The 20,126-nt window shown below is 54.1% G+C and carries 18 protein-coding genes; 8 read left to right on the plus strand and 10 right to left on the minus strand.

Going from position 1 to position 20,126, the window contains the following annotated elements:
• Nucleotides 1-45: 45 nt before the first annotated feature.
• From QET40_RS00855 to QET40_RS00890, 8 genes are all read right to left on the minus strand, one after another.
• The gene (locus QET40_RS00855; protein WP_280125273.1) at nt 46-594 is read right to left on the minus strand and encodes a rubrerythrin family protein; all 549 of its coding nucleotides are present in this window, start codon (nt 592-594) and stop codon (nt 46-48) included.
• A gap of 54 nt (nt 595-648) precedes the next feature.
• The gene (locus QET40_RS00860) at nt 649-1,977 is read right to left on the minus strand and encodes an MATE family efflux transporter (protein ID WP_280125274.1); all 1,329 of its coding nucleotides are present in this window, start codon (nt 1,975-1,977) and stop codon (nt 649-651) included.
• Between the two features lie 200 nt (nt 1,978-2,177).
• Nucleotides 2,178-4,610, minus strand: coding sequence for a protein translocase subunit SecD (gene secD, locus QET40_RS00865; protein ID WP_280125275.1), 2,433 nt, complete (start codon nt 4,608-4,610; stop codon nt 2,178-2,180).
• A gap of 159 nt (nt 4,611-4,769) precedes the next feature.
• On the minus strand, nt 4,770-5,255 hold the full coding sequence (locus tag QET40_RS00870; RefSeq protein WP_280125276.1) for a deoxycytidylate deaminase: 486 nt from the start codon (nt 5,253-5,255) through the stop codon (nt 4,770-4,772).
• Nucleotides 5,252-7,864 carry an MFS transporter gene (locus tag QET40_RS00875; RefSeq protein WP_280125277.1) on the minus strand — a complete coding sequence of 871 codons (2,613 nt, stop codon included), beginning with the start codon at nt 7,862-7,864 and terminating at the stop codon, nt 5,252-5,254. The genes QET40_RS00870 and QET40_RS00875 overlap by 4 nt, the downstream gene beginning before the upstream one ends.
• A gap of 159 nt (nt 7,865-8,023) precedes the next feature.
• A complete protein-coding gene (ssb, locus tag QET40_RS00880; protein WP_280125278.1) occupies nt 8,024-8,527 on the minus strand; it encodes a single-stranded DNA-binding protein in 504 nt (167 codons plus the stop codon).
• Nucleotides 8,528-8,697: 170 nt separating this feature from the next.
• Nucleotides 8,698-9,639: a hypothetical protein gene (locus QET40_RS00885; protein WP_280125279.1), complete on the minus strand. Its 942-nt coding sequence runs from the start codon at nt 9,637-9,639 to the stop codon at nt 8,698-8,700.
• 125 nt (nt 9,640-9,764) lie between these two features.
• Nucleotides 9,765-10,892, minus strand: a complete 1,128-nt coding sequence (locus QET40_RS00890) for a hypothetical protein (RefSeq protein WP_280125280.1) — start codon at nt 10,890-10,892, stop codon at nt 9,765-9,767.
• Between the two features lie 281 nt (nt 10,893-11,173).
• On the opposite strand from QET40_RS00890, the gene QET40_RS00895 reads away from it, so the two are divergent.
• From QET40_RS00895 to QET40_RS00910, 4 genes are read left to right on the plus strand one after another with little or no spacing between them, the layout of a single operon-like run.
• Nucleotides 11,174-13,051 (plus strand): peptide ABC transporter substrate-binding protein, encoded by a 1,878-nt coding sequence (locus tag QET40_RS00895; RefSeq protein WP_280125281.1) that lies wholly within the window; start codon nt 11,174-11,176, stop codon nt 13,049-13,051.
• A 2-nt stretch (nt 13,052-13,053) separates the two neighbouring features.
• Nucleotides 13,054-13,968, plus strand: a complete 915-nt coding sequence (locus QET40_RS00900) for an ABC transporter permease (protein ID WP_280125282.1) — start codon at nt 13,054-13,056, stop codon at nt 13,966-13,968.
• Nucleotides 13,965-14,936 (plus strand): ABC transporter permease, encoded by a 972-nt coding sequence (locus QET40_RS00905; RefSeq protein ID WP_280125283.1) that lies wholly within the window; start codon nt 13,965-13,967, stop codon nt 14,934-14,936. Before QET40_RS00900 ends, QET40_RS00905 begins: the two co-directional genes overlap by 4 nt.
• A gap of 58 nt (nt 14,937-14,994) precedes the next feature.
• The gene (locus QET40_RS00910) at nt 14,995-15,357 is read left to right on the plus strand and encodes a DMT family protein (RefSeq protein WP_280125284.1); all 363 of its coding nucleotides are present in this window, start codon (nt 14,995-14,997) and stop codon (nt 15,355-15,357) included.
• A gap of 2 nt (nt 15,358-15,359) precedes the next feature.
• Here QET40_RS00910 and QET40_RS00915 read toward each other — a convergent pair whose 3' ends face one another.
• Both QET40_RS00915 and QET40_RS00920 read right to left on the minus strand, forming a co-directional pair.
• Complete coding sequence (locus QET40_RS00915) at nt 15,360-15,773, minus strand: hypothetical protein (RefSeq protein WP_280125285.1); 414 nt, start codon at nt 15,771-15,773, stop codon at nt 15,360-15,362.
• Between the two features lie 56 nt (nt 15,774-15,829).
• The gene (locus QET40_RS00920) at nt 15,830-15,967 is read right to left on the minus strand and encodes a hypothetical protein (RefSeq protein ID WP_280125286.1); all 138 of its coding nucleotides are present in this window, start codon (nt 15,965-15,967) and stop codon (nt 15,830-15,832) included.
• Between QET40_RS00920 and QET40_RS00925 the strand changes: the two genes are divergently transcribed.
• The 4 genes from QET40_RS00925 (at nt 15,966) to QET40_RS00940 (ending at nt 20,016) form a co-directional block, all read left to right on the plus strand.
• A complete protein-coding gene (locus tag QET40_RS00925) occupies nt 15,966-17,531 on the plus strand; it encodes a 2-isopropylmalate synthase (protein ID WP_280125287.1) in 1,566 nt (521 codons plus the stop codon). The two genes, QET40_RS00920 and QET40_RS00925, sit on opposite strands and share 2 nt — an antisense overlap.
• Nucleotides 17,532-17,622: 91 nt before the next feature.
• Nucleotides 17,623-18,237, plus strand: a complete 615-nt coding sequence (gene pth / locus QET40_RS00930) for an aminoacyl-tRNA hydrolase (protein ID WP_280125288.1) — start codon at nt 17,623-17,625, stop codon at nt 18,235-18,237.
• A 131-nt stretch (nt 18,238-18,368) separates the two neighbouring features.
• A complete protein-coding gene (gene murA, locus QET40_RS00935) occupies nt 18,369-19,646 on the plus strand; it encodes a UDP-N-acetylglucosamine 1-carboxyvinyltransferase (protein WP_280131600.1) in 1,278 nt (425 codons plus the stop codon).
• A gap of 100 nt (nt 19,647-19,746) precedes the next feature.
• On the plus strand, nt 19,747-20,016 hold the full coding sequence (locus QET40_RS00940) for an HU family DNA-binding protein (protein ID WP_280125290.1): 270 nt from the start codon (nt 19,747-19,749) through the stop codon (nt 20,014-20,016).
• Nucleotides 20,017-20,126: the final 110 nt, after the last annotated feature.

Below are 20,126 nucleotides of genomic sequence, written 5' to 3' on the forward strand. Positions count from 1 at the left end.
CTTTTCCGGTTCTTTGATCGTGTCGAATTGATCCGAGATCGTTTCTCAGGAGATGATGATGAATTTTTCCACTTTGGTTCCACAAAGAGGGCAGGCGGTCATGTCTTCTACGGTGCTGAACGTATCGCCGCAAAGGGGGCATATCCAGTACCGGGTGGGCAATTCTGCGGGTTTGCCGGCCTGCAGGGCTTCCAAGGCGATTCCGTAGAACTTGGCGTGTTCCTTTTCCGTATCGTTGGCCCAGACGAAGGTGCGTACGGCGGCTTTTTCTCCGGCAGCTTCCGCTTCGGCGATGAATTCGGGATACATGACTTCGAATTCATGGGTTTCTCCGGCTATGGCAGCCTTGAGGTTTTCAATAGTTGTGCCGGCTTTGATCTGGATATCAAAGGGTTCCATGGCACCTCCGAGTTTCACGAGCACTTTGTTATGATTGGCCGCGTGGATGGATTCCGCACGCGAAGCTGCTTCGAACAACTTCTGGATCAGTGGATACCCTTCCTGAGCGGCAATGGCTGCATAGGCTGCGTAAGTGGCGGATGCGGTGGTTTCTCCGATGATTGCTGCTTTGAGATTTTCGAGTGTTTTGCTCATTGCTTATTTTTTATAATCATTATTGAAATATAGCAATCCAATTGTTTCCGGGCATTAGATTTTTTTGGATTGCCAGTTTCCTCTTCTGAGGTAAATCCAAGCCATTGGGATGAGAGCAAAGCTGTAGATAGGGTCTGTAAGCCAGCAAATGGCGACGTCGGATCTAAGTTTGATAACGATGACGTAGATGGCCAGCAGGTAGATGGAAAGACAGATGAGTTCCATGAAGAAAGCCGTTCGCGTATTACCGGTACCCGAGACGGCACTGAACAGGATGAATGCCGGTACGACGAAGATGATGGTTGCTGCCATAACACGGATGACGGGAATGCTTTCTTGTGCTAGTTCAAGGTTGTTGGTGAAGAATCCGGAGACTAGTCCGGGGAATAGCAGGCAGAATGCGATCAGGGGTAGAATGAACAAGGAGGCCATTTTAATGCATTTGGTGCAGATAGGGAAGATGTCGTTGCTTCTTCCGGCTCCGATGCTGTTACTGACGAGGGTGCTTGTCGTGGAGGCAAAGGAACTGACGATCATGTAGAAGACGGTGGCAGCGGTGCGCGTAATGTTAACCAGCGCCAGAGGGCGCTCTCCGAGATGTTCGATGGAGAGGAAAAAGATGAACCACATCGACATGGAAACGAAGTTCTGCACCATCATCCATGAAGAAATGGCAAGTATGCCTTTTAACAGACGCGGACGGAACCGGAAGGCATATGTGAAACCGTATTTCTCCAAATCTGTTTTCTTCCATGTATAAATGAAAAAGAATATGAGGGAGACGAGTTCCGAGATCGAGGATGCGATGGCAGCCCCGGCAATGCCGAGACGGGGAAAACCGAAATGTCCGAAGATGAGGGTATAGTTCAGCAGGACGTTGGCACCGACCATGATGAGCGAATTGGATGTCAGGACGCTGGTCCGGGTGATTCCTACGTAGAATGAGCGGAACATGATGGCGATGAAGGCGAAGAAGAATCCGTAGATACGCCAGTTCAGGTATTCCAGAGATGCATGGTAGATGGCGTCCGATTCGATGATGGAACGTAGAATGCCCGGCGTCCATATGCGGGAAATAGTGAACATGACGGCTGCCATGACGACCATGAAAAAGGCTCCCTGTACCATGACGGGGCCGATTTGGCGATAACGGCCTTCTCCGTTTCTCCTCCCCATGATAATTTGGGCTCCGATGCCGAATCCGAACGCAACCACGAACATGGCGAGATAGTAAACGCCTGCAATGGCGGATGCTCCAAGCTCGACTTCCCCGTATCGGCCAAGGAACATGGTATCCGTGATACCGATCATTTGCTCCATCAGGAGGCTGATGAGGATGGGGTAGGTCACGGACCAGATGTGTTTGTAGGAAACGTTGTTCATACGAAGGTGCTGCGGGTGATGATAAAAAATGCCGGATCAAGTTCCGGCGGGTCGGGTATTGTCCGAATTTGCGAAATGATAGTCAAGTATGGCGTAAAGCGGAACCGTGTCATGTATATGAAGAGATTTTGATAAAAAAGCACCCCGCTCCGGATGTGGACCGGAACGGGGTGACTGTGAAAGTAGAGTGTATTTCTTTTTTAGTGAGTGGTATTGCCAAGTTCGGCATCCATGGCGCGGTTCACTTCTTCATGCAGGCTGTGCTTGCGTGTGAAGAAGAAGACGCAGGCCGGAGCGATACAGATGGAAGCGTATGTGCCGATGAGGATACCGACAAGAATGGTGAACGAGAAGTCTTGCATGGCGGGACCGCCAAAGAAGTAGAGGCAGATAACCGTGCTCAATGTGGCTCCAGACGTCAGAATGGTACGGGACAGAGTGAAGTTGATGGCATCGTTCATCATTGCCTTTTCGTCCTTGTCGGGATCGGCAAAACGGATTTGTTCCCGGATACGGTCGAAAATAACAATGGTATCGTTAACGGCATACCCCGCAATAGTAAGAATGGCGCCGACGTGGATGATGTTCAACTGTTCACCGGAGATGATGACGACTCCGAGGACGAGGATAACATCGTGCAAGATAGCGACCACGGCGGCCAGAGCAAACGACCATTCGAAACGGACGGCCATGTAGAGCATGATGCCGATGAGGCCGGCTATGATAGCCCACATGGAACTGTTGAGGAATTCTTCACCGAGGATGGGGCCGACCATGTCTACGCTTGGACCGGAGGTTTTGACAATCTGCGGAACCTCCTTCTGCACGGCCTGGGTGATTTTTGCAATGTCATCCTGATTGGCGGCGCAGCGAATAATGATGGAATCTCCTGTCGGCGTGGTGAACTCCTGCACGGTTGTCGTCTGGCTCAAGGTCAGTTTGGCAATGATTTTTTCAACATCCTTGAAATCGGTCTTGACCCCGTCGGGAATATCGTAGGTGATCGAAGTACCTCCCGTGAAGTCGATGCCGAGGCATTTGTCCTTCTGGACGACGGCAGCGACGAAACTGGCGACGATGCACGTGACGGAGATGGTCATGAAGATTTTACGCTTGGAAAGGAAGTCGAACTTCTTCATGCGCTTGAAGACGTTGAGGAACTGCATGTTGTGGAGCAATCCCGTCTTTTCCATCCAATAGAAGAGCACACGGGTGACGACGATGGCGCCGATCATTGACGAGAGAATACCGATGATGAGGGTCACGGCAAATCCCTTGATGGTACCGCTGGCCATGAAGAAAAGGATGACGGCGGTGATGAGCGATGTAATGTTGGAGTCGAAAATGGCGGAGAATGCCTTTTCATACGATTTGCGAAGAGCATAGCCAAAGCTGTTGCCCTTTTCCTTTTCTTCCCGCAATCGTTCGTTGATGAGCACATTGGCGTCAACGGCCATACCGAGTGTCAGTACGATACCGGCAATGCCCGGCAGGGTCAGTACGAATCCGAAGAGGGACATGAGGCCCAACAGGATCAGGGCGTTGATGGTCAGGCCGACCATGGCGACGATGCCGGCGAAACGATAGTAGATGGCGACAAGGAGGAAACAGATGAGAAGTCCTGCTACACCGGCCCATTCACTTTGTACGAGGGCTGCCTTGCCGAGGGAGGCGGATACCTGGCGTTGTTCAAGGATCTTCAGTTCGTTGGAGAGGGGGTTTGTCAGGGTTTTGGCGAGTTGTTCGGCTTCCCCGGGTTTATCGAGTCCGCTGATGCTGAAATCCTTGGAAAGGTTAGCCTGGACGACGGGCGCACTGATGACGCGACCGTCGAGAACGATGGCAAGACGGTCTACCCCTTTTTTCATTTTGAGGGTGGCATTCCATAGTTTTTCAGCTCCGTCATTGCTAAGAGTTACGCCGATGTACCCCTTCTGGGCGTAGTTGGGATGGGCGCTTTTGATGTCCTTGCCGGTGAGCAGGGGAAGTTTGGTGAGGAAGAATTTTTCGTGAAAAACCTTGCCGGATTCACTGGTGAATTCGTAGTCGTAGAGTTGGTAGCCGGGGACGCGTTCGATACCTTCGCTGATGAGGCGATGGTTGTCCGGGTGGACGGGAAGAATCTCCAAGTGGGCGATTTTAGTGATGATTTCGCGCTGTTTCTTGATTTTTTCCGGGTCCGTTTCCGGGATCTGGATTTGAATTTTATCCTGACCCTGAGGCATGACTGTCACTTCGTTGGCACCGGAAGCGTTCAATCGTTCATTGATGGTCAGGCAAGCCTGTTCCATGGCCTGGGAGGAGAGAGGCTCCGGTTTGCCGTCGATGATGTTGGGTTGAACCTGGAGCGTGAAGGAGACGCCGCCGTCGATATCGATGCCGTACCGGATGCCGGAGGTCATCAGGGAAAAAAGGGAGAAGGCGGAGATGCCAATGATGAAGAGGGTGCCGGAGTTCCTCTTCATTTTGTCATCATCGGAACTCAGATACCAGAAGAAGAGCCCTAGAAGAGCCATGCCAGCGATGAAGATAAAAAGGGGATCGCTGAAGCAGTTGAAGATAAAATTGAAAAAGGGATTTCCCCCATAAAGGGCGGCATCCGCGTTCTGTGGAGATTGTGCCAACAAATTCATGAACAGGTATCAGTTGAGAGTATGGGGAAGGATTGTCTCCGTTTTGTTCACTAGGTCAAGCGCGCTTTGTGTTAACCGTCCGTGACGGTTATGAATTTTCACGGATGAAACGGAGAATGGATAGGGTAGATTGAAATGGGGATCTTCTGGGAATGGTTGTCAATCAACGTCGGCAACAAGAGGAAAATGAGCAGAAAGAGGGTAGTCGTTCACCTGGATGAGTTCCACTCCATACATGGCGGCGATGGCGGGGGCGTCGGATTTGGCATAGGGTTCGGCGTAGTAAATTGTTTTGACTCCGTGGGCGCACAGGGCTTGCATGCAGGACGTACAGGGCATGGTTGTGCAGGCGACGATTTTAGCTTCTCCACGGCGTATGAGGCTGCAGAGGTTGATTTCTGCGTGGAGCATGTATTTTTGGCGTCCTTCGCGGCTGCTCCAGAATTCGTCTGTGGCTTTGAAGCCGGGGAAGAGACCGTTGTAGGCGGTTCCGATGACGCGGTTGTCGGCATCAAGGGCTGCCGCGCCGACTTTCCGATAGGGATCTTCGGAGCGCAGGGCGGCTGCGTGAGCCAAGGTCATGACGTATTGGTCGATGGGCAATCTTTTTTGATGTTCCATGGGGGGGAATAGGTGGAGACTCATGAATCCTTGGAATCACTCTGCAATTCTGCGAGGAATCCCGATTCATCAAGGTAGGTGTTAGGCGGAAGGGAGTAGGGTTCCTTGAGGGATGGCCCCATGATTTCAGAGGCATTGCTACTGGTCTGGTAGAATCCCGGCAGGAGACGGCCGAGGGTACGCGGCCTCATACCCAATTGGACGGTACCGTCGTCCAGTTTGAACACGCCGTGGCACATGGACATGGAGATGACGCAGCCTTTGTCGGAACAGAAACAGGGTTTCCATGTCGTGTTGGGCAGAGTAAGACTGGGCTTGTTGCTGAAGTCGTAGAACTGGAGCCTCCTGGGAGGAACAAGATCGTAAAGTCTTTTGCGCAGATGAAATCCTCCGGCTATTTGGCGGATGAAGGCCGGGATGGAGGAATCGTGGTCGTTGAGCAGGTAGACCGGCGTGTTGGTCAGAATGGGCCAGAAGATAGCGACGACCGCTTCCTGGTTTTCTCCGTTGCCAACAGTTGTCAACATGGTTTCCCCTGGCAGGAAGGAGTTGACGCGGTCAATTTGCTGAGCGTTGATCCACAACCTGTTGAGGTTGTCTCTGTCACCACAGCAGTCGATGAACTGCCGTACCCAGTCCGTGAGGACTCCCTTGTCCGGAGGAGCGCTCTCGTTGATGAGGTAGTGGGCTATGTCATTGCCTGTCAGTTCTCCGGTGTTGGATGTAACGAGCATGTCCGTGCCGATATTCTCCAGATGTGCCAGAATGCTGTTGCGCCCGATATGGGCGGAGACGTCGAGGCAATCCGCCGAAAGTCTGCGGAGGACATTGATGGCTTGGACGGATGTGACTGTCTGAGGATCGAGAGGTTCTCCGATGGCTGCTGTGAAACGGTAGGGAATTTGCCGGGGTTTCTTGGAGAAGAAACGGTTCCCGGAATAGGAAAAAACGCTGCCCCACAAGCCGTCCATGTAGATTGGGACGATCGGGCAGTGGGATTTGCGTGCCATCAGCTCCAGGCCGCGCCGGGCGGCACAGAGGGTACCGGTACGGGTGAGCTGGCCTTCGGGAAAGATGCAGATAACTTCACCGTCTTTGAGCGCCTGGATCGCTTTGGATAGGGCTTCACGTGGCTTGCGGGAAGAGATGGGAAGACAGTTGAAGAGTTCCAGTAGCCAGCCGAGCCAGCGCAAAGTGACGAATTCCTCTGCAACGATGAAGCGGATGGGACGTGGAAAAACCATGGAGAGGAACAGGGCGTCTCCATAGGTCACATGGTTGGATATGATGATGACTCCCCCGTATTCAGGGATGTTGTTTTGCCCCATGATGCGGGCGCGGTACACGAAACGCATGCCCCAGAGGCCGATCATGCGGATGAATTCCCGGGGGATGAGGCGCAGAGCGACGATGGTAATGCCCAGACCGAGGAAGGAGAGGACGATGAATTGTTGCTGGATGGGGATAAATTCCTTCATCACCATTTGGAAACCGACTGCAATGAGTCCCATGAGCATGTCCAGGAGGTTGCCGGCGGCGATGACGTTGCCTCGTGACGAAGGCTCACAGTTGTCCTGCAGGTAAGCGTTCAGCGGGACGAGGTAGGCTGAGGCGAAGGCACCGGTGATAGAGAAGCCGAGGTTGCTTCCCAGCGTCATAGGCTCGAAGAAGGAGGTAAAGATACAGCCGGCGGTCAAACCGATGGCTCCCAAGGGGATGAGGCCCAATTCGATTTTTTTATGGCAGATGATGGAGGCGATGACTCCGCCGACGATGACTCCTCCGCTAAGCCACGCCATGAGGATGGCTGCAACCCACCCGAAACCTACATCGCCGCTGGTGACGTCCTTGGCTATTTGGATGGTGATAAGAATAAGGACGCCGGCAAGGAACCAGAAATAGGAAATGCCGATTTCGCTCAAACGGAGATTACGCTGGCGCCAGAGGAATTTAATCTGTAGGAAGTGTTCGTAGAAAAGGCTGATCTTGAAGGGCTTTTTCTGGGTGACAGGATAGCGGGGCAGGAAGAGGGAGGCAATGGCGACGGGAACGGCGACGAGAATCATGATCATCGTCGGATAGGCGGCGGCATGCCAACCGTCACCGGTACTTTGGAGCAGTTCGTCGAACCAGATAAAAATACCGATTTGCGCTGCCAGAATTGAGAAGATGATGCTCATTTCCACGATTCCGGAGGCGAAGCCCAGCTGGCGGGATCCGACCATGTCTTTGACGATACCCTTCCGGGCCGGACTCAGGATAGTGGCCTGGATGGCGAAAATGCAGAACCACAGGATAGCCCCGTATATGTCGTGTGCCACGAAGCAGTGCCACATGAGGGCCATAACTCCGATTTGCAGGAACGTCATGAACTGAATGATGCGCGCTTTGCAGAAGCAATCTGCCAGCCAGCCCACCAGGGGGGAAAACAGCAGGTAGGGAAGGCCGATAATAGCCCCCAGGGCATATTCCATGTTCCCGGCTTCGTTCCAAAGCCAGGCCGCTAGGGGGATCAGCAGGAATTGGGCCGCTTTTTCGTTGAAAGCATTCTGGGACTGAATCAGAATGAGCGACGAAAAGCTTAACCATTCTTTACGGCTGGGCGTTTTAGTCGCATGAAGATCTTCTTCCATGTGGCGTTCAGGTTATCACGATTTTATCAATAGGAAAGAGCAAATGACTGCCCCGGTCTGACGCCGGAGGCTGACGGCATATGAAAAATCCCCCCGTGGCGTGCGCTGGCGGGGGGATTTGTTCATGAGGGGAATACCCCCATTGACGGGATCAATGCTTTAGAACGGAATATCGTCGTCGTCTCCGAAATCGTCGACGGGGCCTTGGGCTGACTGGGGTGGATATCCGGGATTGCCGCTGCGGGGGGCACTGTAGTTGCTGCCTCCCTGCTGCTGGTAACCGCCGGATTGTTGACGGGGGGCGGAGGAATCTCCGGATCCGCCGCCGCGGGGAAACAGCTGGAGGTTTTCCCCGATAACACGGAGTTTTGTGCGTTTTTGTCCGCTTTGACGGTCTTCCCAGGAGTCGAGCTGGAGGCGTCCTTCGATGAAGACACCCTGGCCTTTTTTCAAATAGGTGCAGGCGATTTCCGCCTGGCGGTTCCAGAGAGTGATGTCCACAAAAGTCGTTTCTTCCTGACGGTCGTTGTTTTCGGGAGTTCCTGCAAAATACCTGTTGATGGCAAGGCGGATGTCTGTAACGGCTGTCCCTTTGGGAGTAGTACGGAGTTCGGGATCTGCTGTCAGGTTCCCCATCAGGAATACTTTATTGAGATTGGCCATGGTAGGATGGGATGTGAAGGAAAATATCGGGTGTAGAATGGGTATCCGTTTATGATAATGCAACGGATACGTTGTGCTTTATCAGGGAATTTTTACATAATTACAATCAAAAAACAGGACAGTCGGAAAGGCGTGGCCGCATCGCCTGACGCGACGGATGGAAAAACGGGTTACAATCCGTAGGTTTGCTTGGTGTCTCCGTAGAAGAATTTTTTGAGGGCATCGGGCATAAGTTTCCGGATGCTGCCTTCCTGCATGGGACGGAGGACGGCGTAGCAATGGTTGTCGTGGCCGATGACTTTGGCCATTTTGAATCCGGCGAAGTCCTTGACGGGCTGGTCGTCGCGCTTCAGTTTGCCTTCCTTGAGGAGGGCGTCGAAGAAGGCTTCGGCTTCGTAGGTCTGTGACAGGGAGGCTCCGGTATCGTCCAGGCGGACAATGAGAGCGCCTCCGTCTCCGATGAAGTTGACGCCAGCATGTCCCATGTCGGCGGCGGATAGTTTATGGGAGGATATACCGAAGAGCAGGGAGCCGCGGCCCGTCAGGCGGATTTCCCCCGCTTTGGCCGTGGAGCCGATTGTGTACAATCCGCTGAAAACCCATGTTGTAAAGCGGCCGGCAACGGCTTCTGTCCGGACGATGCCGTTGCGGATGGTGAGGGAGGAAAGAGGGTTCTCCATGCGGATGTGGTGAGCCAGGAGCATTCCCTCATTGACTTTGACTGTGGCGATGTGGGCGGCGGGGTTGACGATGTCTCCCTTGCCGAAGAGGCCTTTGCCGCTGTTGATGATAAGAACTCCGTCCGCACATTTGCCGATGGTGAGGATGTTTCCCCCTTTGTCTCCGATGTGGCCGATCCAGGCATCCTTTTCTACTGTGACTCGCCCGGGATGAATGTGACCGGTGTTGGGATTGACATCTCCGATGGCAATGCCTTCATTGTTGGTACAAAGGCAGGAACCGGTTCCCAGAACAACGGTGGATTGGATGCTGGCCGCCCCGGCTTCGATTTCGGAATGAAGTGTCGTGGGGGAGAAATACCCGACCCGGTTGGGGGACGGAGTACTGCAGGAGATCATGCCTGCATAGGCAAATTTTTCCAGGTTGGTCATGTTCTTTGCTCCTTTTTTATTATCAATTGACGGCGAGGGGAATCCCTTTTGCCATTCATTGTTTATCTAATTCCCCGAGAGACGGAAAGTCAATTGAAATCAGGGCGATGGAGATACGATTTTCGTCAAAATTCGTGATCGTTGGACGTTTTCGTTCTGGCATGGATAACGAGCATGCCCACGCAGGTAACGATGAGCATCAGGAACATGAGCCCCAGCCAGGCATAGGTGCTTACAACGGGGGGAATGGATGCGATTTTGTCCGCCAGACTGTATCGGAAACCTTCGGGACTGGGGGTGACGTAGTCGAATTTGATGTTGCTGGACGGTGTTCCCAAATGAGGCATGGAGAGTTCGTCGGCAGCTTGTTCCATAGCGATTTCCTTGGGGATGGGGTTGATGATGAATTGGTCCGTAATAGCCGGTTCCGGCTCATAGATGCCGACAACTTTTCCATGATGGATGAGGGCTACCTGGCTTTTGCTGGCATCGGCATACCGGGCCATGGCGTTCATGCGGAGCTGGCCTGCTTCGGTGAGGGTGGCCACGAGGGAGTTTTTGCCGTGGGGTTTGGCGGTGAGGACGTCTTTGGCTGTGATGTGACTCGTTTCCGCGACATAAACAAATCCGTTTTTCCAGGGAAGTCTACGGAAACCGGCCGGGGGTTCCTCCATGGGGTCGGTCAGGACAGTGCGGATGGAGAGGATATCTTCTCCTGTGTTGTCGACGGGGGGGCTTTGGATGGTTTTAATGATATTGCGGACTTGCAAGTTGCTTGACGGGTCGTCGGCAGGAATGGTGTGCGGAGAGAAGATGATTTTGGTGGAGAAAAGGTCTTTGGACGAATTTGCGTCGGACGTGATGGCACTGACTTGCTTGTTGTTGTGCAGGCGGTGGGAGATAGTTTGTTCAATGTTTTTGAGCTTATCGTGCTCATTGATAATCTTACCGTCCCATTCCAGGGTAATGCTGCCGAGGTATCTGTTTTGCGCAGCGAATTTTTCTTTCTGTTCCAGGGTGGATTCCATGAATGGATTGACGATGAATGACTGGACGGCAAGAAGGATGATGGATGGTACCAACAGGATGGAAAGGGAGTAAATGAGGAACTTTCCGGCTCGGCTGTTGATGGATTCGTTGCGGTCTCTCAGGCTTGTCCATATCAGAATGATGATGGCAATGCAGAACATGACGCCGATGGCAGAATAGAATGGAAAGTAGGAATCAGGCACGTCATCAATCATACTGTTCATGGAGGACCGGATTCAAGCTTTGATCGCGCGCGTATCCGTGATCGTATGTATGTCGTACGTTCTCTGCATCTTGAAAGCAAACGGCGAATGACCTTCATTTGCTTTTTTTACTGAAAAGGGTGTGGAAATTTCCCTGGATGAAGAATCGGGACGCCCACTTGAACCGGAATGGCTGCCTCCGTCATGTAGCTGTACGATTGTTTTCCGCAATGGGAGAGAGGTTGCAAAATTCGCTCCACAAATGTGAGTTGTGCTGGCAGAGTGTGCGCATGAGATTGTCCATGATGATTCCGATTGCCGTGCTGCTGCTGTGTGGCGGTTGCCGTGACGGAAGTTCCGTGGATGAGGCAAACAGGAAGGGCATGCTGATCCTTGGCAATAATGCGGAGCCGCAGAGCTTCGATCCCCATATCGCAACGTCTGTGGCGGACAGCAAGATTATCAATGCGGTGATGGAGGGGTTGCTGCGCGGTGACGCTGCCGACGATTCCGCGTATCACCCCGGAGTGGCTCGGACATGGGAGCGGAACGACAGAGCGGATGAATGGACTTTCCATCTGCGGGAGGATGCCGTGTGGAGCGATGGCACTCCTTTAACTTCGGCTGACTTTGATTATGCCTATCACCGCCTGCTGCATCCGAAATTTGGCGGTCGTTATGCCGATATGCTGTATCCGCTGAAGAATGCGGAGGCGTATAACAAGGATCGCCGTGGCGAAATATTGTGTGGACCGGAATCGGGTTTCTCCGTTCCCTGGGAGCGTATCCGTGATGCCAACTGGGAGGGGTTGAAGGATGTTCCCGCGAGTCACCCGGAGCCGGAACTTGTCCGGAAGGGGTTGAATAGGATGACTGCCGGTGAATTGGAGCGCGTTTCTGCCGATCCCGGACTGCTGGCGTGGCCTTCTTCCTGCAGTGATGAAGATCGCCGGGCTGTGCTGGCGTGCATGCTGGCCGATGCCCGGGCGGGAAGACCCGATTTGTGGGATAAGTCCCGGGTGGGCATTGTTTGTCCGAATTCCCGGACAGTACGTCTGGAACTGAGGGCTCCAATGCCGATGCTTCCCTTGCTGTTGCTGCATAATACGTGGTTTCCGGTGCCGGCTCATGCTCTGGAGGCGCATGGAGGGATGCTGGACCGCTCCGGTGCGTGGACTCGCCCGGGGGCGGCTGTCGGCAATGGTCCTTTTCTGATGGCGGAGCACAGGTTTAACGATTATGTGGAGGTGAGGAAAAACCCACGGTATCACGATGCCGACTCGGTGGGGTTGAATGCGGTGAGGTTCCTGCCGATTGTCAATGGTTTTACGGAAACTCGGATGTATTTCGACGGTAAGCTGCACGTGTCCAACAACGTGCCTGCCGAGATGACGGCCTATGCCAGGCGGAAGGGGGGGGATGAGTTCCGGCAAGAAGATTATTATACGACGATTTTCTACAGGTTAAATGTGAAACGTCCTCCTCTGAACGATGCCCGTGTCCGCAAGGCTCTATCCATGGCTCTGGATCGAGAGTCTCTCGTTCGCGATGTGGCGGGCGGTGCGGGGAAACCCTGTTTCGGTTTTACTCCGCCGGGTGCTGGGTATGAGACTCCCTCCGTAGTCGGATATGCGCCGGACGAAGCCCGGAGATTGCTGGCGGAAGCCGGATTCCCCGGCGGGCGCGGCTTTCCGAGGATTGAATTGATGACGACGTCCCGCGAGGTACAGAAAACGATGGCGGAAGCCATCCAGGCTATGTGGAAGAGCCAATTGGGGATCGAAGTCGATATCCGTTCCTGCGAATGGACGGCGTACAAGTTTGCCCAGAATACGATGAATTACGATATCTGTTCGTCATCGTGGTCGGGGGATTATCTGGATCCGGCTTCGTTCCTGGATTTGTGGACGCAGGATTCGGGCAACAACAACACTGGATGGACGGAGAAAGAATACGACGAGATGATGCGCCGCGCCCATGAAACGGGCGACATGAAGGAACGGACGGACTGGATGCGCCGGGCGGAATCCCTGATGCTGGATGGAGCTCCGGTGATTCCTCTGTATTGGTCTCGCAGGTGCTATTTGAAAAGACCGGAAGTTCAGGGATGGCATGCCCTGCTGCTGGACAACCATATTCTGGAGGATGTTCACCTGAAAGGAGGAGATAAAGTTCGATGAAGATGATTCTCAAACGCCTTGCCCAGGGTGCCTTGGTGCTTTTCGTGCTGGAGACGATTACTTTTTTCCTGATCCGCATGCTTCCCGGCCATCCCTTCATGGGGGAAAAGAACCTGCCGGAACATGTACTGGCCCAGTTGCAGGCCAATTACGGACTGGACCAAAGCGCCCTGGTGCAGTACGGGCATTACTGGTGGAATATTCTGGCGCACGGTGACCTGGGGCCTTCGCTGGTCAAGGAAGGAGTCGGCGTGTCCGATATGATCGCCCAGGCGTTTCCGGTTTCCCTCCAGCTGGGCGTTTGGGCCATGGCTTTATCCGTGTTGCTGGGTATCCCTGCCGGCGTCCTGGCCGCCTTGTACAAGAACCGTCTGCCGGACTGGGGCCTGATGATGCTGGCGATGCTTGGCATTTGTATTCCGGCTTTTGTGGTGGCTCCTTTGCTCGGGGTGCTGCTGGGGATGAATATTCCGTGGTTAAGCGTTGCAGGGTGGGATGACCCTATGTGTCTGGTGCTGCCCGTGTTGACGCTGGGCTTGATTAACGCTGCGTACCTGGCCCGTCTTTCGCGGGGGGGAATGCTGGAAGTGCTTTCCATGGATTTCGTGAGGACGGCCCGGGCGAAAGGCGCGGGACCGTTCCGGCTGATTTGGACGCATGCCTTGCGGGGGGGCTTGCTGCCGGCCGTGTCGTACCTGGGGCCTGCTTTTGCGGCTTTGATTACGGGATCGTTTGTGGTAGAGACGTGTTTCCAGGTACCGGGCATGGGGCAGCATTTTGTCAATGCGACGACGGATCGCGATTATTTCCTGATTCAGGGGTTGGTGTTGTTTTACGGATTGTTAATCGTCTTGGCCAATTTGGCGGTTGACCTGATTCAATTGGCTATGAATCCGCGCTTGAGGGCATCATCATGAGTGACAGACAGACATTTTCCTCGGAAATATCCGAAATGAACGAGCAGGGGAGTTCTCTATGGCGCGATGCCATGATCCGTCTCAGCCGCAACAGGGCGTCCATGGCGTCCCTGGTCATACTGGCTCTGATCGGGGCAGCCTGCTTTTTGATCCCCCTGCTGCCGTGGCTGCCGAATCCGAACGTACAGGATCTTTCCCGCATTGCAGAGGGCGTTTCCGGGGATCACTGGTTCGGAACGGATCAGCTCGGGCGCGACTTGTTCGCCCGTGTTCTGTACGGAGGGCGGATATCCCTTTTGGTCGGCCTGGTTGCGACGGGCGTCTCCCTGGTGATCGGGGTTGCTTATGGACTGGTTTCCGGCTATGCGGGGGGGAGGTTGGATGCTTTGATGATGCGTACGGTGGATGTGTTGTTCGCGTTGCCGTTTATTGTGCTGGTGATCATTTTCTCCCTGGCCATTCAGGAGCCTTCTTCACAATTGACTGCCTGGGTGACAGAGGTCACCGGGCTGTCTTCCGAGACGGTGGCTCCGATGACCGGGCTGATTCCGCTTTTCATTGCCATAGGCGCTTTGGGATGGCTGACGTTGGCTCGTATCGTCCGGACGCAGACGATGGAGTTGAAGAATCAGGAATTCGTCGAGGCGGCTCGTTCTCTGGGACTGGGACATGCGCGTATCCTCTTTTTCCACATTGCTCCGAATTTGCTGGGACCGGTGATCGTCTATACGACATTGTCCGTACCGGGCATCATGCTGCTGGAGGCTGTCCTGTCCTTTCTCGGACTGGGAGTGAAGGCTCCCAACTCATCGTGGGGGACCTTGATCAAGGAAGGAGCCGATCGTATGGAGATCACGCCGGAATTGCTTTTGTTTCCTGCCTTGTTTTTTTCGCTAACGCTTCTTGCTCTGAACTTTTTGGGAGATGGGCTGCGCGATGCGCTCGATCCCAGATCATCCAAGGATTGACGAAAGCCGGGAATTGCGTAACGTTTTTGCCGCCGTCCCTCATTGTGACGATTCTGCCATGAAGATTTTGTACTCGCTTATCCTGCTTGTGATATCCAACGGGTTGATGACCCTTGCATGGTACGGGCATCTGAAGCAGAACAGTAAATTCAGCGATAAATCCTTGTTGGTCGTGCTGCTGATTAGCTGGGGTATCGCCTTTTTTGAGTATTGCTTCATGATCCCCGCCAACAGATTGGGGCATTCCGCCGGAATGTCGCTGGCCCAGTTGAAAATTGCCCAGGAAGTAATTACGATTGCCATCTTCATTCCGTTCGCCCTGTTTTACATGGGGGAAAAATGGAAGATGGACTACTTGTGGGCTTTCCTGTGCATGCTGGGTGCCGTTTTTTTCGTCAACAGGGAAAGCCTGATGTCCTGACGTTACAGGCGGGTCATATTGGCGGCTTCTCCGATGTTACCCGGGTCGGGGGCTGTTTCAGCCTCTCCCGAATTGCCGATTTCCCTCACGACTGGCGTGTAAACGGCTTGAGTCGGCGACAGGAATCTCATGGAACCTTCGGTGCGGATGCTGGTCGATGAGGCTCCGTTGTCGGCGGACAGGGACATGGTGACGTTCGTCTCCTCTCCGTTTTCCTGAGCCGTGTAAGTCCCTGTGAATACCTGGGTGGACGTGCGGGCATTGACGGTATCCTGGGAACCGAAGGTGAAATAGGTATTGCCCGATTGCCAGGTTCCCGTTATCGACGACGAGGAATTGGAGTCGCTCCCTCCGCATCCGCCCAGCAACAGGACGGCTACCGGCAGAAGAAAGGAAAGGGGACGTAATATTTTCATGGCTTGATTGTTTGAAGTTTAACGCAAAAACGTTGCCGGGCAAGATTTTCCTTTCCTCATGCACTTGTAAAGGCATCCTTGATGTATGAAGCGGCACGATTGTCGAGGTGATTGCCGGGGATAGTACCGAATCCCGGCTTGATTTTCTGAATTTGGACGGGTAGATTGCAGACTTCACAATTAATTACAGCCATGTCTGAACAAGTATATTTCTTTGACACCACTTTACGCGACGGAGAACAATGTCCGGGAGCTTCCATGAATCTCCGGCAGAAACTCGAAGTGGCCCGTCAGCTAGAAAGACTGGGCGTGGATATTATCGAGGCCGGTTTCCCCTGCATTTCCGACGGCGACTTCGAAGCTGTCAGTACGATTGCTTCGGAAATTAAAAACTGCCGTATTGCCGGGTTGGCCCGTTGCGTGAAATCCGACATTGAGGCGGCAGCCAGGGCTTTGGCTCCGGCGGGCGACCGGGCCCGTATTCATGTGTTTCTGGCGACGAGCAAACTGCACCGCGATTTCAAGCTGAAGAAGGCGGCGGATGAAATCCTGAAGCTGGCCGAGGAAGGGGTCGCCTATGCCAAGAGCTTTGTGCAGGACGTTGAGTTTTCTCCTGAAGATGCCAGCCGGACTGAACTTCCTTTCCTGGCCAAGGTTGTCGAGGGAGTCATCCGTGCCGGAGCCACGACGGTGAACATTCCCGATACGGTCGGGTACACGACTCCGGACGAATTTTACAACATCATACGCTATCTGAAGGAAAACGTGCCGAACATTGACGACGCCGTCATAGCCGTCCACTGTCACAACGACCTCGGTCTGGCTACTGCCAATTCGCTGGCTGCCATCAAGGCCGGAGCCCGCCAGGTCGAAGGAACGATCAACGGTATCGGCGAACGCGCCGGCAATGTCGCCCTGGAAGAAGTGGCGATGGCGCTGATGACCCGCAAGGGCGTGTTCGGCGATTTCTCCTGCAATTTGAATACGCGTGAAATCGTCAAGACCTCGCGCATCGTCTCCCGCATGAGCGGCCTGCAGGTGCAACGTTCGAAGGCTATTGTCGGTGAAAACGCATTTGCCCATTCGTCCGGCATCCACCAGCACGGAATTCTGAACAACAGGGAAACGTATGAGATCATCGATCCCCAGGTTGTCGGCTGGGGCGCTACAGAATTGCCCTTGACCAAACATTCGGGACGCGCTGCCGTCCAGGCCAAGCTGAAGCAGCTCGGGCACGTCCTCAGCGACGAGGAAATGATGGTCGTGTTTGAACGGTTCAAGAAGCTGGGCGATTCCAAGAAGTTCGTTTACGACGACGATTTGTCCGCTATTGTGGATACCTCCCTGCATGAAAGCCTCGGTTTGTGGCAGTTGGATTTCATCCAGTTTGTCGCCGGCAGCCATGCCCGGGCGACGGCGACGATCGGCCTCGTCAAGGAAGGCCGCAAGTTTGTGGATTCCGCCATCGGCAATGGCGCCGTCGACGCTGCTTTCAGGGCGATTGAACGCATTACGAAATGCAAGGGCAAGCTGGTAGACTATTCCGTCAATGCGGCTTCCGAAGGCAAGGATGCCTTGGGCGAAGTCACGGTTCATGTCGATTTCGGCAGTGGAACGCCTCTTGTCGGCAAGGGGGCCTCAACGGACATTATCGAAGGTTCCGCCCGCGCTTTCCTCAATGCTCTGAACCGTTCCATCCAGTTGGAAACGAATCCTCCGGTGAAGAACCTGGATGGCGGCGATGCGTGCGGGATTTGATCCTGGCGGCATGTCCTTGAAATTTCAGGCCCCTCCGCCCATGTCACCCCATGGCCGGAGAGGGCTTTTTCCTTTTTCGTAACCTCAATTCATGACTTCTCCCATCATTCTTCCGAAGATGATCGTAGGCCTCGGCAATCCGGGGAAGAACTACGCGTTGACCCGCCATAATGCCGGTTTCATGATTCTTGACAGGCTGGCTGCCCGCTGGGGCGTTTCCTTCCGCGACGACAAGCAGCGCAAGGGGATGCTGGCTGCCGGACCTGGCGTGATGCTGGTCAAGCCGATGACGTTCATGAACGAATCGGGCATGTGCGTAGGACCGTTAGTCCGGTTTTTTAAGATCGATCCCCGCGCCGTGTTCGTGATTTACGATGAAGTAGCTTTTCCTCTGGGGACATTCAAATTGAAGGAAGGCGGTTCCGCTGCGGGTCACAACGGCATCAAATCCCTGATCAGCCACTTGGGCACGCAGGATTTTCCGCGTTTGAGGTTTGGAATAGGCGCGCCGGCAGGGCAGGGCAACATGGTGGGGCATGTCTTGGGCACGTTCCCTCCGGATGAACGGGATTTGCTGGAAGCGACCCTGGACAAGGCAGTCGATGCCGCCCTGTGCGTCCGGGAAAACGGCTTGGTGGCTGCGGCCAATGTTTACAATGCCGGCCCCCCCCAAACCTTCCAAACAGCGCCGTCCCGGGACGGATGACGGCGAGGGAACGGAAAAACAGGAGTCGCCCCAGAGCCAGGGAGAAGATTGAAATCGGGTGACGGCCCCGCCCCTTTAGTATTGCAAAACGGGCCTGTATGCATATACTCCCGGCTTCATCGGAACTTATTATGGAGAAATTGGTCGTACATGGTGGCTGCACCCTCAGGGGAACCGTCAATATCAGCGGTTCGAAAAATGCGTCTCTGCCTATTTTGGCGGCGGCTTTGCTGACGGATGAACCGGTAATGATCCGCCGTGTGCCCGATGTGTCCGATACCAATTACATGCTCCAGATACTTGGTCAGCTGGGTGCCTCCGTCGAGCGGTACAGCGGCAATGTCCGTATCGAAGCTAAAGAAATTGCAGCCGTCGCCACCTATGAACAGGTTCGCAAAATGCGTGCCTCCATTTGCTTGCTGGGGCCTATTCTGGCTCGCAAGCACGAGTGTCATATCCCGCTTCCGGGAGGATGTGTCATCGGCGACCGCCCAGTCAATCTTCATATCCGGGCCGTTGAAGCGTTGGGCGCCAAAGTGGAAATTGCCAATGGCGTCCTGAAAATTTCTGCTGAAAACGGTCTGCATGGCACCGTTGTCGATCTGAGGGGGGACAACGGCCCGACCGTACTGGGGACGGATAATTTGATGATGGCGGCTGTCCTGGCCCGGGGGGAGACGGTGATTGAATCCGCCGCCTGCGAGCCGGAAGTCGTCGACCTGGCCCATTTCCTGATCCGCATGGGAGCCAAAATCGAAGGAGCCGGCACGAGCCGCATCGTCATTGAAGGTGTGGAAAGGCTTCATGGCTGCAACCATACCGTGATCCCGGACCGCATCGAAGCCGGGACATACATGGTGGCTGCCGCCATGGTTGGGGACGGGGTTACGATCCGTCGCGTCTGCCGGGAACACCTGCAGGCTATTACCCAGGCTTTGATCGATTGCGGGCATAACGTCCAGTTCAGCGAACGCGGCGACGTCGTTACTGTCGTCCCGGGGAAGGAACCGCGGAGCGGCAAGATTTTGACATCTCCCTATCCCGGTTACCCGACGGACATGCAGGCGCAGATGACGGCGCTTTTTGCGACGACTCCCGGCATCAGCGTGGTCAAGGATACGATTTTTCCGCAGCGTTTTATGCATTGTTCGGAATTGAAGCGCATGGGGGCCGACATCAAAGTGGATAACGGTTCCGCCGTGATTACCGGCGTGGAAAGCCTGAGTGCCGCCCCCGTGATGGCGTCCGACCTCCGGGCTTCCGCGGCTCTTGTTCTTGCCGCCCTTAAGGCTGAGGGAACGACCGAGATCCACAGGCTCTACCACATTGACCGCGGCTACGAGTTGATAGATGAAAAACTTCTGTCCATCGGAGCTGCTGTGGAAAGAAAGCCGGACGACGAAGAATAATTCCTTTTGCCGGCCTGGAGGAGACGTGTAAAAATCAGACGTTAAGAGTTGATTTTTATCTTTACAGCATACAATGCCTCATGTATTTCTGAAATCTCCTATGAACAAGGCTCAACTTATCGAAGTAATTCAGAAGACGCTGGGTGCCGATGCAACGAAGAAGCAGGCTGAAGAAGCCCTCTCCGCCGTTGTTGAAGCAATCAAAGTTGGTGTGCAAAAGTCCGGCAAAGTGCAGATTATGGGCTTTGGCACCTTTGCTACCAAGACCCGTGCCGCCCGTACAGGCCGCAACCCCAAGACCGGGGAAGCGATTACCATCCCCGCATCCCAGACGGTTGCTTTTAAGGCTTCTTCTTCTTTGAAGGCTTAATGCTGCATCGTCGCACATTTTTTGTGCGGATGATTGTATTTACTCAAGAGGCTGTCGCATTCGTTGTGGTGGGACAGCCTCTTTTTGTACGGAAATGCAAAATATTGTCA

This window comes from Akkermansia sp. N21169 (assembly GCF_029854675.1).
Taxonomy (GTDB): Bacteria; Verrucomicrobiota; Verrucomicrobiia; order Verrucomicrobiales; family Akkermansiaceae; genus Akkermansia.